Annotated in this window: 11 protein-coding genes; 7 read left to right on the top strand and 4 right to left on the bottom strand. The window is 73.1% G+C overall.

The genetic code is table 11. The annotated features are described in order from the left end of the window. The first annotated feature begins 9 nt into the window (after nt 1-9). Complete coding sequence (locus ACFO0B_RS16445) at nt 10-1,686, top strand: NTF2-like N-terminal transpeptidase domain-containing protein (protein ID WP_378613331.1); 1,677 nt, start codon at nt 10-12, stop codon at nt 1,684-1,686. A 24-nt stretch (nt 1,687-1,710) separates the two neighbouring features. Here the strand turns inward: ACFO0B_RS16445 and ACFO0B_RS16440 are convergent, their stop codons facing one another. Genes ACFO0B_RS16440 through ACFO0B_RS16430 form a run of 3 tightly spaced genes read right to left on the bottom strand, consistent with a single transcriptional unit; the run spans nt 1,711 to nt 4,727 of the window. After that, a complete protein-coding gene (locus tag ACFO0B_RS16440) occupies nt 1,711-2,073 on the bottom strand; it encodes a DUF3054 domain-containing protein (RefSeq protein ID WP_378613330.1) in 363 nt (120 codons plus the stop codon). 52 nt (nt 2,074-2,125) lie between these two features. Then, on the bottom strand, nt 2,126-3,202 hold the full coding sequence (locus ACFO0B_RS16435; RefSeq protein ID WP_378613329.1) for a lysylphosphatidylglycerol synthase transmembrane domain-containing protein: 1,077 nt from the start codon (nt 3,200-3,202) through the stop codon (nt 2,126-2,128). Nucleotides 3,203-3,206: 4 nt separating this feature from the next. Continuing rightward, nucleotides 3,207-4,727 (bottom strand): adenylate/guanylate cyclase domain-containing protein, encoded by a 1,521-nt coding sequence (locus tag ACFO0B_RS16430; protein WP_378613328.1) that lies wholly within the window; start codon nt 4,725-4,727, stop codon nt 3,207-3,209. A gap of 111 nt (nt 4,728-4,838) precedes the next feature. Here ACFO0B_RS16430 and ACFO0B_RS16425 point away from each other — a divergent pair, with 111 nt between their 5' ends. The 4 genes from ACFO0B_RS16425 to ACFO0B_RS16410 all read left to right on the top strand — a co-directional run bounded on the left by ACFO0B_RS16425 (nt 4,839) and on the right by ACFO0B_RS16410 (nt 8,904). After that, a complete protein-coding gene (locus ACFO0B_RS16425) occupies nt 4,839-6,179 on the top strand; it encodes an AI-2E family transporter (RefSeq protein WP_378613327.1) in 1,341 nt (446 codons plus the stop codon). Beyond that, on the top strand, nt 6,157-7,374 hold the full coding sequence (gene macS, locus ACFO0B_RS16420; RefSeq protein ID WP_378613326.1) for a MacS family sensor histidine kinase: 1,218 nt from the start codon (nt 6,157-6,159) through the stop codon (nt 7,372-7,374). Before ACFO0B_RS16425 ends, macS begins: the two co-directional genes overlap by 23 nt. A gap of 89 nt (nt 7,375-7,463) precedes the next feature. After that, nucleotides 7,464-8,096 carry a response regulator gene (locus ACFO0B_RS16415; RefSeq protein ID WP_233021056.1) on the top strand — a complete coding sequence of 211 codons (633 nt, stop codon included), beginning with the start codon at nt 7,464-7,466 and terminating at the stop codon, nt 8,094-8,096. Between the two features lie 154 nt (nt 8,097-8,250). After that, complete coding sequence (locus ACFO0B_RS16410; protein ID WP_378613825.1) at nt 8,251-8,904, top strand: DUF1707 SHOCT-like domain-containing protein; 654 nt, start codon at nt 8,251-8,253, stop codon at nt 8,902-8,904. On the opposite strand, the gene ACFO0B_RS16405 is transcribed toward ACFO0B_RS16410, so the two are convergent. Further along, nucleotides 8,905-10,098 (bottom strand): helix-turn-helix domain-containing protein, encoded by a 1,194-nt coding sequence (locus ACFO0B_RS16405; protein ID WP_378613325.1) that lies wholly within the window; start codon nt 10,096-10,098, stop codon nt 8,905-8,907. A 284-nt stretch (nt 10,099-10,382) separates the two neighbouring features. On the opposite strand from ACFO0B_RS16405, the gene ACFO0B_RS16400 reads away from it, so the two are divergent. Both ACFO0B_RS16400 and ACFO0B_RS16395 read left to right on the top strand, forming a co-directional pair. Beyond that, complete coding sequence (locus ACFO0B_RS16400) at nt 10,383-10,841, top strand: hypothetical protein (RefSeq protein ID WP_378613324.1); 459 nt, start codon at nt 10,383-10,385, stop codon at nt 10,839-10,841. 80 nt (nt 10,842-10,921) lie between these two features. After that, nucleotides 10,922-13,204, top strand: a complete 2,283-nt coding sequence (locus ACFO0B_RS16395; protein ID WP_378613323.1) for a DUF2339 domain-containing protein — start codon at nt 10,922-10,924, stop codon at nt 13,202-13,204. Nucleotides 13,205-13,235 lie beyond the last annotated feature (31 nt).

Below are 13,235 nucleotides of genomic sequence, written 5' to 3'. Positions count from 1 at the left end.
TGGGCGGACATGGATGTGTGGGGATCCCGCCGCTTTCGCCTCCGGAGCGCATTGGCACTCGTGGGTGTAGCGGCTATCGCGATCGCGATGGGATCATGCGGTGTTCACGAGCAGCGGAACGCGGCGGAGGCGGTTGTCGAACGGTTCACGGAGTTGCTCGACGATCGTGACTACTCCGGTGCCGCCCAGCTGACCTCCTATCCCGCTGCCGCTTCGGCAACCCTCAAGCAAATGTTCGAGGGGCTGGACCCCGGCACCGTCGACTACGCCAAGACCCAGTTCATCGCGCTCGACGCCGAGTCCGGGATGTACAGCATGGACGTCGACTGGTCCTTCGGCGAGAACAAGGAGTGGCGCTACTCGCTGCAGGGCAATGTGCGCAAGCTCGCCATCGGCTGGCGGATCTCCTGGGAGCCGAGCGTCGTCATGCCGCCGCTGCAGAACAACCGCACCGTCCGGCTGGTGCGCACGCTGCCCGCGCCCGCGCCGAAGGTCGTCGACATCGCGGGCGCGCCGCTGATGACCGAGCAGAACATCAACGTCGTGAAGCTGGACCCGGCCCGGATCGCCGACCCGGTCGCCGCCACCGACGCGCTGGCCCGCGCCATCGAGCCGGTCGCCCCGCTGATCACCGGCCCCGCGCTGATGCAGCAGCTCGCCACCTCGCAGGGCAAGCCGATCACCGCGGTGAACCTGCGCGACGGCGACTTCGAGATCCTGGAGCCCGACCTGGTCGCGGTGCCCGGCGTCGTGATCGAGAAGCAGCCGCGGCTCATCTCCGCCGACCGCCGGGTCTGGTCGCCCATGCTGGACGCGCTGCGCAAGGTGCAGCAGGAGAGCCAGGAGGCGCACTCCGGCTGGGGCGTGCAGCTGTTCGAGCCGGACGGGAAGTTCGCCGGGCAGGTCGCGGGGTATCAGGGCCCGCCCGGGCCGGATATCGCGGCCACCATGGACCAGCGGCTGCAGCGCGCCGCCGAGGACGCCGTGGTGAGCTCGGCGACGCCCGCCTCGATCGTCGCGATCCAGCCGTCCAGCGGCGCGGTGGTCGCGGTGGCGCAGAACAGCCAGGCCAGCGAGCACGGGCCGGTCGCCTTCACCGGGCTCTACCCGGTCGGCGGCACCTCGGAGCTCTTCCGCCAGGTCGCCTCGGTGGCGCACGGCAAGCCGCCGCAGGAGGTCACCGGGCAGGAGGCCGCCGACGCGGCGGCGCTGCTCGGGGTCGGGGTGGACTTCCAGGTGCCTGGGCTGGACGAGGTCACCGGGCGGCTGCCCGGCGGCCGCGGCGCGGAGCAGGTGAGCCAGAACGGCGGCGGCGACGCCATCCTGGCCAGCCCGTTCGGCATGGCCATCGCCACCGCCGCGGTGGCCCGCGGTGCGCTGGCGCCGCCGATGATCGAGGTCGGCCGCCCCGGCGCCACCGACGCCCCGCTCGGCGGGCTGAACCCGGAGATGGTGGACCGGCTGCGCGGCCTGCTGCGCGACGGCACCGGCCGCCCCGAGTTCGCCTCGGTGCGCGGCTACCGGGACGTCAGCGGGCTCGCGGCCACCGCGGGCGCCGACGGCTGGCTCCTCGCCACCATGGGTGACCTGGCCTTCGCCATCCACATCGACGCCGTCGACAGCGGCGACGCCACCGCGCGGATGGCGGCGCGGCTGCTGCAGTCGCTGGCCGCCCCGGACTCCTGACTCGACACCGCCGGCCGGGCAGGATCAGCCCAGCGCGGAGACCGCGGCGCGCCAGCCGAGCAGGAAGAGCGCAAGCACCCCCGTCGCGACCAGCACGAAGCTGAACGCGGTGCCCTGACCGGAGACGGCGCGCAGCGCCATCCCGCCGGCCAGGGTGACCGCCCAGATCAGCACGCCGGACGGCCAGAGCGCGGAGCCGTCGAAGGCGTCGGCGGTGCGCCTGGCCAGCAGCAGCGCGCCGAGCCAGCCGAGCGCGAGCCCGGCGGCGAACGGCCACGCGGTGCGCAGCAACCCCGCCAGCACCGCCTCCTCGTGGCTGCGCCTGCCGATGGCGCAGAACAGGATCACCAGCACGACATCGACGAGCAGCGGCACCAGGATTCTCACGGGCTCCGAGCGTACCGGCGGTTCGCGCTACCGAGCGGCGCGGCAGGCCGACCTAGAGCGGGCGGCGGGATTCGAACTCCCGCTCGTACTCCGCCTCGTCGGCGTGCGGGGTGCGGAAGAGGAAGGCGAAGACGATCCAGCCGACGATCGCGACCAGCACGAAGCTCACCATGCGGTAGACGAAGGCGGCGGCGACGGCCTGGGCGGCGGGCAGCCCGGCGGCGGCGGTCAGCGCGTAGATCAGGGTGGCGTCCACGTAGACGATGCCGCCCGGCGCGAACGGGATCGAGCCGACCGCCTTGCCGGCGGCGAAGGCGATGAGCAGCCCGGCCCACACCGGGTCGCCGCCGATGGCGTAGCAGGCGGCGCCGAGGCAGGCCACGTCGGCGAGCCGGTGCACCACCGCCCACACCCCGACCAGCGCGCCGTCGGTGCTGCTCAGCCGCACCGACTCCAGCTGCCCGAGCATCTCGGTGACCTTGGCCAGCCCGTGCTCGCGGGGCCGCTTGCGTACCCGGTTGACCAGCGCGAGCCCGCGCCGGAGCAGCGCCTCCAGCGAGCCGGGGCGGCGCGCGAGGTAGTTGCCCGCGGTGGCCAGCGCGGCGACCGCGGCGAGCGAGAGCACCAGCTGGGCCGGGCCGATCCGGTCGCCCGCCAGGATCGCGCCGCTCACCCCGAGCAGCGCGAGCCCGGCCGCGGCGACGACGCCGGAGAAGACCAGCTGCCAGGAGGCGACCACCGGGTTGGCGCCCCAGCGCCTGGTCTGCCGGTAGGTGAAGGCGGTGGAGAAGACCTGCCCGGCGGGCAGCGTCACCGACATGGCGGTGGCGCCGTAGACCACCGCCACCGAGCGCGATTGGCTGACCGGCACCCCGCCCGCGCGCAGCAGCTGCTTCTGCACTCGGCCGAAACCGCTCATCGAGAGCGCCTGCAGGAAGACGCAGATCGCCACCCAGCCCCAGTGGATCTCGGTGAGCTTCTGCCAGCTCTCGTGCAGCCGCGGCCAGAGGTAGACGCCTTCGCCGACGAGCAGCGCCAGCAGCGCGATGCCGAGCAGCCAGCGCAGCCAGCGGTAGCGTTTCGGGACACGGCGCGCCGGGGTACCCACCCGTTCGCCGTTGGCCGTCACTGTCTCAGCCTATCCAACGGGCCTGTTCCGGGTCGGCAGCACCGCTCGCGCCGGTGCGCTCCCGTGGCCAGGCCAGCAGCGTCATCCGGCGGCGGCCGCGCAGCTGGACCTCCTCGCCGGTGACCCAGAAGCTCTGCTCCCCGTCGTCCGCGAAATACAGCGCGCTGCCCGAGGCGAGCACCCGCTCCGGGCGGTCCTTGGCGAGTTCGGTCAAGCGGGACGCCTCGTTCACCGGGTCGCCGATCACCGTGTACTCGAAGCGGTTGGCGGCGCCGATATTGCCTGCCACGGCCAGTCCGGCGGAGACCCCGATGCCGATGTCGAGGCCGGGCACCTCGCGCAGCGTCTCGCGCAGTTCGCGGGCGGCGGCGAGCGCGGCGGTCGGGGCGTCGGGGCGGTCCAGCGGGGCGCCGAAGATGGCGAGCGCGGCGTCACCGACGAACTTGTTGACGAAGCCGTGGTGCCGGTCGATGACGTCGACCACGATCCGGAAGAACTCGTTGAGCAGGCTGACCACCTCGGTCGGCGGCCGCTCGGCCGCGGTCGCGGTGGAGCCGACCATGTCCACGAAGAGCACCGCGACGAACCTGGTCTCGCCGCCGAGTTCGGTGCCGTAGTCGAGCGCGCGCTGCGCGACCTCCTCGCCGACGTGCCTGCCGAAGAGCTCCTGCAGCTGGCGGCGCTTGGCCGCCTCCTCCATCATCCGGTTGAAACCGACCTGGAGCAGCCCGATCTCGCTGCCGTCGAACACCTCGACCTGCACGTCCACCGAGCCGTCCTGCACCCGGTCGATGGCCTGGCTGAGCTGGCGCACCGGGTCGGAGATGCTGGAGCCGGTGAGCATGGACAGCGCAAGCGCCTGCAGGATCACCACGCCGCAGAGCAGCAGGATCGAGACGGCGAGCGACTGCGCGGAGAACTTCACGTCCGAGGAGATCTGGGTGACGCAGAGCAGCACGATCGCGATGGTCGGCGCGAAGGTGCCCATGCCCCAGGTCATCGCCATCCTGGTGCCGACGCCGGGGGTGAGGGTGTGGTCGAAGGTGCCCTCGGTGAGCGCCTGCGCCGCGACCGGGCGCAGGATGCGCTCGCCCAGCATGTAGGTGAAGCCGAAGACGATGGTCGCCGCCATGCACTGGGTGACGATCACCGCCAGCGCCAGCTCGGGCGAGTCGAGCAGGATGAACCCGGTCAGGATGCCGCCGCCGACCAGCCAGATGAGCAGGTGCACGATGGCCTGGCGCAGCGGGGCGTGCAGCGCGGCCATCTGCTCGCGCCTGCTCGGCGGCCCGCCGCGCATCTGCCAGCGCATGACCGGGCGCAGCATGAGCGCCGACGCGGTCAGGCTGAGCACCCCGCCCGCGCCGAAGACGGCGACCGGGACCAGCAGCCCCGTCCGCCGCGGCCCGCCCTGCTCGCCCTCGGGGACCGGCAGCCCGTACTGGATGAAGGCCCAGACCAGGATGCCGCCGAAGGCATTGGCCAGCAGCATGGAGGTCAGGTAGAGCGGCCACCGCGTTCGCATGGTCTGTTTGACCGCTGCGATTGCTTCGAGGGGGGCCGACACGACAAACAATCTAGCGTTTCGGCTCCGGACGCACGCCCGAGTGTCGGGTCCGGCGGATACGCTCGCGGAATGACCGAGGCAGCGGCGAAGCCGGAGCGGCATCCGGCGGACGCGGTGCACCCGCTGGTCCGGCAGAGCGCGGAGTGGGCCTGGCGGTTGCTGGTGATCCTCGGCGCCTTCCTCGCGCTCAGCATGATCGTGCAGCGGATGGCGACCGTGGTGATCCCGATCGCCATCGCGCTGCTGGCGGCGGCGCTGCTCGCCCCGCTGGTGGACTGGATGCAGCGCAGGGGGGTGCCGCGCGGGGCGGGGGTCTTCGTCACGCTGCTCGGCTCGATCGGGCTGGTCGCCGGAGTCCTGACCTTCGTGGTCGAGCAGTTCATCGACGGCGTGCCGCAGCTCTCCGACGAGGTCACCAACAGCATCCACACCATCCAGGACTGGCTGATCAACGGCCCGCCGCACCTCAGCGACGACCAGATCCGCAGTGCGGGCGACACCATCGTCCGGACCATCCAGGACAATCAGGACAGCGTGACCAGCGGCGCGCTCACCACCGCGACGGTGGTCGGGCACATCCTCACCGGCACCTTCCTGACCCTGTTCATCCTGATCTTCTTCCTCTACGGCGGCGACCAGATCTGGGAGTTCGTCACCCGGATCGTGCCGAACGCGCACCGCGCCCGCACCCGCACCGCGGGCAGGCTCGGCTTCGGCTCGCTGGTCGGTTTCGTCCGGGCGACCGTCGTGGTGGCCGCGGTGGACGCCATCGGCATCGGCGCCGGACTCGCGATCCTCGGTGTGCCGCTGGCGCTTCCGCTCGGCTCGCTGGTCTTCGTCGGCGCCTTCATCCCGATCATCGGCGCCTTCCTGGCCGGCTTCATCGCGGTCTTCATCGCGCTGGTCACCAAGGGTTTCGTCACCGCGCTGATCGTGCTCGGCATCATCATCGCGGTCATGCAGCTGGAAGGCCATGTGCTGCAACCGCTGCTGCTCGGCCGGGCGGTGAGCATCCACCCGCTCGCGGTGGTGCTGGCGATCACCGCGGGCGTCGTCGTCGCCGGGATCGTCGGCGGGTTGCTCGCGGTGCCCCTGGTCGCGGTGCTGAACACCGCCATCCGCTCGCTGCTCGCCGGTGAGCCGGAGGAGATGTTCTCCGAGATCCAGACCGTCACCCCGGAGCGCGGGCTCTACGACGCCGAGCCGGACGACATGCCCGCACCGGACCGGCTGGAACTCGGCACCGTCGCCGCCGAGGAGTCGGCGCGGGTGGCGCTGCGCAAGCGCGCGACCGATCGGGGCGGCGCGGGCTCGGCCGCCCCGGATGCCGGCGGTGGCACGGCGGCCCGGCCGGAGTCCGCTGCGGGCTCCGGCGGAGACGACGCCGATGAGCGACCCGGACCAGCCTGACTCGGCGGGGGCGACCCGCCGGACGGATCCGACCGGCGCGGCCGTCGCCCCGCTCTGGCGCGCCGCGCAGGCGTTTCGCCTGGTCACCCTGTTGTACGCGGTGGGGCAGCAGGTCGCATCGGTGCCGAATTACCACAACCAGCGGTTGAGCTGGGTGCTGATCGCGCTGATGGCGGTGTGGTCCGGGGTGAGCGCGCTCATGCTCTCGCAGTGGCACTTTCCCGAGGTCGCGCGGCGGCTGCGGGTCTGGGTGGTGCTCGGCGACCACGTGGTGGTGATCCTGCTGATCGCCTCCACCCGGCTGGTCGCCGACTACGACTGGTACCACGGCCATCAGACCCTGCCGACCACGCTCTGGGCCACCAACGCGGTGATCTCCGCGGCCATCCTGCGCGGCCCCGTCGCCGGTGTGCTCTCCGGGCTGCTCATCGCCTCGGTGGCGCTGACCGTGCGCGACCAGTGGGGCAACGACGTCTGGACCGATGCGACGGTGCCGGTGCTCGTCTCGGTCGGGCTCGCGCTCGGGCTGGCCGCCGAGACCGCGCGCCGGGCGCAGGGCCAGGTGGAGCGCGCGGTGCGGCTCACCGCCGCCGCCGAGGAGCGCGAGCGGCTGGCCCGCGAGGTGCACGACGGTGTGCTCCAGGTGCTCGCCTACATCAAGCGCCGCGGCACCGAGATCGGCGGCGCCACCGCGGAACTCGCCCGGCGCGCGGGCGAGCAGGAGGTGGCGCTGCGGGTGCTGCTCTCCGAGCAGGGCGCGCGGCCGCACGGTGAGCCGGGCGCCGAGGTCGACCTGCGGCCGCTGCTCACCGCCCAGGCCAGGCCCGACGTGTCGGTCTCCACCCCCGGTGAGCCGGTGCTGCTCGGCCGTGCGGTCGCCGCCGAGCTGGACGGCGCGGTGCGCAACGCACTGGCGAACGTGGCGCAGCACGCCGGGCCGGAGGCGAAGGCGTACGTCCTGCTCGAGGACACCGGCGCGGAGCTGATCGTGAGCGTGCGCGACGACGGGGTCGGTATCGCACCGGGGCGGCTGGCCGAGGCCGAGGCGGAGGGGCGGCTCGGGGTGTCGCGCAGCATCGTCGGCAGGCTGGCCGCGCTCGGCGGCACCGCGGTGCTGCTCACCGAGGAGACCGGCGGGGTCGGGTTCGGCACCGAGTGGGAGTTCCGTATCCCGCTGCGGGGGGTGGCACGATGAGTGGCGTGAGTGAGTCAGGCCGGGAGGCGGGAGCGGAGCCGAGCCACGGAGGGTCCGCGCGCGCGCACGGCGTGCGTGAGGTGTCGGTCATGGTGGTGGACGACCACCCGATGTGGCGGGACGGTGTCTCCCGCGACCTCGCAGAGGCCGGGTTCACCGTGGCCGCCACCGCGGACGGCGTCGGCACGGCCGGTCGCAGGGCCGCCGCGGTACAACCCGACGTCGTGCTCATGGACATGCAGCTGCTGGACGGCACCGGCGCACAGGCCACCGCCGAGGTGCTCCGGGTCTCCCCGCACAGCCGGGTGCTCGTGCTCAGCGCCTCCGCCGAGCGCGACGACGTCCTCGAGGCGATCAAGGCGGGCGCCACCGGCTACCTGGTGAAGAGCGCCTCCGCCACCGAGCTGATCGAGGCGGTGCGCGCCACCGCGGCCGGTCAACCCGTCTTCACGCCCGGCCTGGCCGGACTGGTGCTCGGCGAGTATCGCCGGATCGCCACCACCCCGCCCGCCGCCGACGAACCGCACCGCCCCGCGCTCACCGACCGGGAGACCGAGGTGCTGCGCATGGTCGCCAAGGGGCTCTCCGCCAAGCAGATCGCGGGCCGGCTCAACCTCAGCCACCGGACGGTGGAGAACCACGTGCAGGCCACGCTGCGCAAACTCCAGCTGGCGAACCGGGTCGAGCTCACCCGCTACGCCATCGAGCAGGGCCTCGAGTAGGACGCCGGTCTCCGGGTTCGCCCTGATGCCGCGGTACCGGAATCGTCGGTAATCTCGAAGGATGGGTGGGTCCGAGGCAGAGTCAGGTGAGGAGCCCCGCGTGCGCGAGTCAGGCCCGGTGGCGGAGGCAGAACACGCGCCCACTCCGCACCACGTGAGCGATCGCGAGTTGCGGGTGTCCGACGCCGAACGCGAGCACGTCGGGCAATTACTCCAGCGCGCCGTCGGATTGGGCATGCTCTCGCTCGGCGAGTTCACCGAGCGGATGGACACCGCGCTGGCCGCCAAGACCCGCGGCGAGCTCAACGCCGTCCTCATCGACCTGCCCGGCATGCGGCTGGTCGGCCGCCCCGCCGCGCCCCCGTCGAACTTCGTGAACCACCCGCCCGGCCCCGCCTTCGCACCCCGCCCGGCGCAGCCGATCTCCGGCGACGGCGGCTCGGTGATCAGGGCCAGGATGTCCGGCGTCACCCGCAGGGGGCGCTGGCAGGTGCCGCCGGTGCTGCGGCTGAACTCCTGGATGTCATCGGTGACCCTGGATTTCACCCAGGCGATCATGACCACGCAGGTGGTCGAGCTGCACATGGACGACTACTGCAGCGGCCTCACCCTCGTCGTCCCCACCGAGACCACCGTCGACCTGAACAATGTCGACCTGATCGGCTCCAGCATCAGCAACAAGGTGCGCACCGGCCCGCCCTTCGGCAGGCTGCACCTGATCGTGCAGGGCCGGGTCCGCTTCGGCTCGGTCACCGCGAAGCACCCGCTCAGCGCGCACTGGCGCAAGCTGATGGGGTACCAGCACTGATCAGGCGTGCACGCCGAGCCTGCGGGCGAAGGTGCGCAGCGGCAGCCTGCGGTCGTGGTCGAGCAGCTCCGAGACGATGTGCTTCGGCAGCGTCTGGTACTTGAGCCAGTCCGCGCCGCCGACCCGCTCGGCGTCGAGCAGGGTGTCCAGCGCGCGGCCGCGCTTGCCGGTGCGGGTCAGCGCGACCGCGGTGTCGGTGAGGTGCCTGGCCCGCGAGGCCTGCGGCAGCCCGCAGCGCACCGGCATGGTGGCGGCGGCCGCGAGCGCCTCCGGGTAGCGCTCGGCCGAGACGTTCACGTCCACCGTCTGCATGACGACCTGGGACGGGCCGAAGTAGGTCTCGTAGTCGCGCCGGTCGGCGCCGAGCCGCCCCGCCACCTCGCTCGCCGTCTGCACCAGCGCGAGCGCCTCCGGCACCTCCTGTGCGCGGCCCGCCGCCGTCGCGCCCTGCAGCACCAGCGAGCCGTAGGCGGCCAGGTGCGGCGCGGCGACCTCGCCGTCGGGCTCCAGCTCGGCGGCGGCGCGCAGCGCGACCCCGCGCGATTCGGCGTAGCGGCCCTGCACCAGCAATTGCCAGGCGACCGAGCCGCGAATAGTGGCGAGCAGCAGTGGATCATCGCCGCGCTCGGCGGCGGTGAGCGCCTGCCGGATGGCGAGGAAGGCCGGATCGGTCTGGCCGAGGTGCACCAGCGTGCAGCCGGTGACCCAGTACATCCGGGCCAGCAGCTCGTTCGCCGGGGCCACCGAGCCGTTGCGCGCGGCGTGCACCGTGGCGCGCAGCTGGGTGAGCCCGGTCGGCAGCAGCGAGGTGAGCAGTTCGTAGCGGCCGGTCCAGTAGGCGCCCCAGGCGTACTCGACCGCGCGGCGGCCCTCGTCCAGGTCGGCGGAGCGGTCGTCGGGGGCGGCGCCGAGCAGGTCGTCGACCGGGGTGAGGGCGCGGCGGATGGCGACGATGCCTGCGTCGGGGTCGGTGGAGGGGACGCCGCCCTGCTTCTTGCCGATCAGGTCGGCGATGTCGACGTCGAGGGCGCGGGCGATCTTCTGCAGGCTCGCGATCGACGCCGTCTGCCGCCCGCCCTGCTCCAGCTTGCGCACCAGATCGACGCTGACGCCCGCCTGGTCCGCCAGTTGCCGCTGGGTCAGCGCGCGACCGCGGAAGTAGCGGATCCGCACTCCGATCGTCGAATCGTCCATGCCCACCCTGCCCCTTTGTTAAATCCAGGTTTCAGGGTACGACGCTATTCCGGATTCAGGGGGGTGAGTGGGACATTGCGTACGACTCGTTGACGTGTCCATGTAATACCTTGGCATTTCTGCAACTTTGACACTGCAAAGGGCGGGCAACGAATGATCACCCATCCCGAGATCTTCGTAGGGGCCCGGAGCGCGGAACGCGCGACGTGGCCTGCGACACCGGAACAGCGACGGAGCTGCGGCCTACTACTCGACGCCCGCGACGAGGGGGAGGGATGAGGGCGATGTTCGAATCCTGTCACTCCCCGCACGATGTGGCGTACCTGCTCCGGCATCGCTACGGGCTGCCGGTCCAGCTCTTCGCCGGCCGTCCGACCGTGAGCACCGGCTCGGTGCTCGGGGCCGTTGTCATGCCGGCCGAGCTCGGTCGCGCCGTGCTGAACCGCCTGGAGCGGGAGCGGGAGCGGCCGGCACCGGTCATCGCCGATCCCGGCGACGGTAGCTGGACCTTCCTGATCACCCCGCCGATCCCGGCCGCACCACTGGACATTCGCGAGCGGCACACCCTCGCCGGGCACCGGGTGAGCGTGGTGCCGAGCGGGCGTCACGTGATGCTGCCGACCGTCGACAGCGGCCTCGGCTACCACTGGGTCGGCGAGCCCGGCGCGGGTGCGCTCGCCATGCCCGCGCGTGCCGCGGTGCTGGCCGCGGTGCACGCCGTCACCCGGTTGACCGCTCCGTAGTCGCAGGTCGGGTAGATCCCGGCGGTGCGCAGGGGGTTTCTACTCATGCCGGGGGGCGGCGCTACGCCGACGATGGGTGCATGACCACACTCATCGATCCGGCCCTGGTCGCGCGGTTGTCCGGGGAGTTCACCGATCTGGGTACGCGCATGGGCGCACTCGGGCGCGATCTGGATCTGCTCAGGGTCCAGATCGCGCCCGGCGTCGTCGGTTCTCCGGCGGCCGCCGCCGGTTCGCCCGGGGCGGAGGGTGCCGTCGCGGACGACGCGGCCGGTGTGTGGAGGCGGCCGGTGCCCGGCGGTGATCCGGCGGGCAGCGAGGTCGCCGGCGCGGCGCCGAGCGGTGCCGCTCCCGCGGTTCCGCCGAGCGGGGCGCGGGGGCCGGGCGAGGTGCCGCCGGCAGCGGGTTCGAGCGGCTCACCTTCCGAGGCCGATCGCACTTCCGCGGGCGTCCCGGCGATTCCGGCCGGTGCTCGTGCAGTTCCGTCTCCCGGCCTGCCGACTGCCGCCGGTGGTCCGGCGGTTCCGCTCCCCGGCAGGCCCCTTGCCGCCGGTGGTCCGGTTCCGCCTTCCGGCTGGCAGGGCGCGCCCGGTGCCCCGGCGCCGCCCAACCCGAACGCGGGCTGGCGTCCCGCGCCAGGCGGGCAGGTGCCGCCGCCCGGACCTCGTCCGAACACCTGGCCCGCACCCCGTCCAGGCGTCCCGCCCTACGGGCAGCGCCCGCCAGGAACGCCACCCCCGTACATCCGCCCGCCGAGGACGACTCCGCCGTGGTGGCAGCGCGAGGGCGTGGTGAGCCGCCTGCTCGCCGTCGCCGGTGTCGCCGTGACGCTGACCGGCGTCGTCATGCTGCTGGTCCTGGCCGCGCAGGCGGGCTGGTTCGGCCCGGTCCCGCGCGTCGCCGCCGGCGCGGTGTTCAGCGCGGTCCTGGTCGCCGCAGGCATCAGGGTCTCGGGACGCGCGGGCGGCCGGGTCGGCGGAATCGCCCTCGCCGCGACCGGTATCGCCGGCGGCTACCTCGACGTCCTCGCTGTGACCACCCTGTACGGCTGGCTGCACCCGATCCCCGGCCTCGCCGTCGCCCTCGGCATCGCCGCGGGCGGCGTCGCCCTCGCCATGCAGTGGCGTTCGCAGCCGTTCGCGGTGCTGGTGGTCGCCGGCGTCGCGGTGCTCTCCCCGGCCGTCACCGGCGAACTCGCGCTGGTCGCCTTCCTGATCGTGCTCATGGCCGCGGGTCTCCCGGTGCACCGCCGCTTCGGCTGGCCCGCGCTGCAGATCGCCCGCACCCTGCCCGCCGTGCTCGCCGCCCTGTGGGCCGTCGGCGACGCGGTGATCAACGACCCGATCGAATCCCGCGTGCTCTGGATCCTGGCGGGCGCCACCGTGATCGCGCTGCTCGGCGCCGCCGGCGTGCTCGACAGCGTGCGCCGCCGCCCGAAGGACATCGTCGCCACCGTCGCCTTCGCCCTGTCCACGGTCCCGCTGCTGAGCGTGCCCGCGCTCTTCGACCGCCCCGCCGCGGCCGTCGTCTCCGGCGTCACCGCCGCCGCCCTGCTCGGCGCAGCCGCGCTCACCTCCGCGAAATTCGCCGCACCGCTGCGTATTCCGCTGCACACCAGGGCCACCGCGGCGGTGGCCGGCGCCCTCGCGCTGCTTGCCACCTGCACCACGGTGACCGCGGAGGACACCCTGCCGATCGCGCTCCTCGCGGTCGCCGCCGGCTTCCTCGCGGTCGGCAGCCAGGCCCGGTCGCTGCTCGCGGCCCTGCTCGGCACCGCCTTCGGCGTACTCGGCACCGGCCTGCTCTGCACCCTGGCGAACATCGAAACCCTCGCCACCCAGCGCCTCGCGGTCGACGAGCTCGGCTTCGCCACCGCCGTCGCCGCGGTGCTCGCCGTCGCCGTCGCCGGTCTCGGTTTCCGCTGCCTGCGCACCGTCGCCCCGAACCGGGACACCGGCGCGGACTCCGTCTTCGGCGTCATCGCCGCCCTGGTCGCGCTCTACGCCACCACTGTCACCACGGTCTCCATCGGCGTGGCGACCGGCGCCACGGACGGCTTCGTCGCCGGCCACAGCGCCGCCACCATCCTCTGGATGGCCGGCGCCACCACTGCGCTCTTCTCCGGCCTCCGGCTGCTCACCCGGGCCCCGGCCGCCGCCAAGGTCGCCCTGGTCTCCGGCCTGCTCGTCACCGCGGCGGCGCTCGCCAAACTCTTCCTCTTCGACCTCGCCACCCTCGACGGCCTGGTCCGGGTCCTCGCCTTCCTCGTGGTCGGGGTCCTGCTCCTGCTCGCCGGAACCCGCTACGCCCGCGCCTTCGCCGACGCGGCGGCGGAGCGGCAGGAGAACTCGCCGGTCGAGTGAACGGGCCGAGCGTTGGTCGGGTCCCCCGCGT

Origin of the sequence: Nocardia jiangsuensis, assembly GCF_042650385.1 — a bacterium.
GTDB lineage: Bacteria > Actinomycetota > Actinomycetes > Mycobacteriales > Mycobacteriaceae > Nocardia > Nocardia jiangsuensis.
The sequence above is the reverse complement of the archived record's forward strand: the minus strand, read 5'-3'. Positions and strand labels throughout refer to the sequence as shown.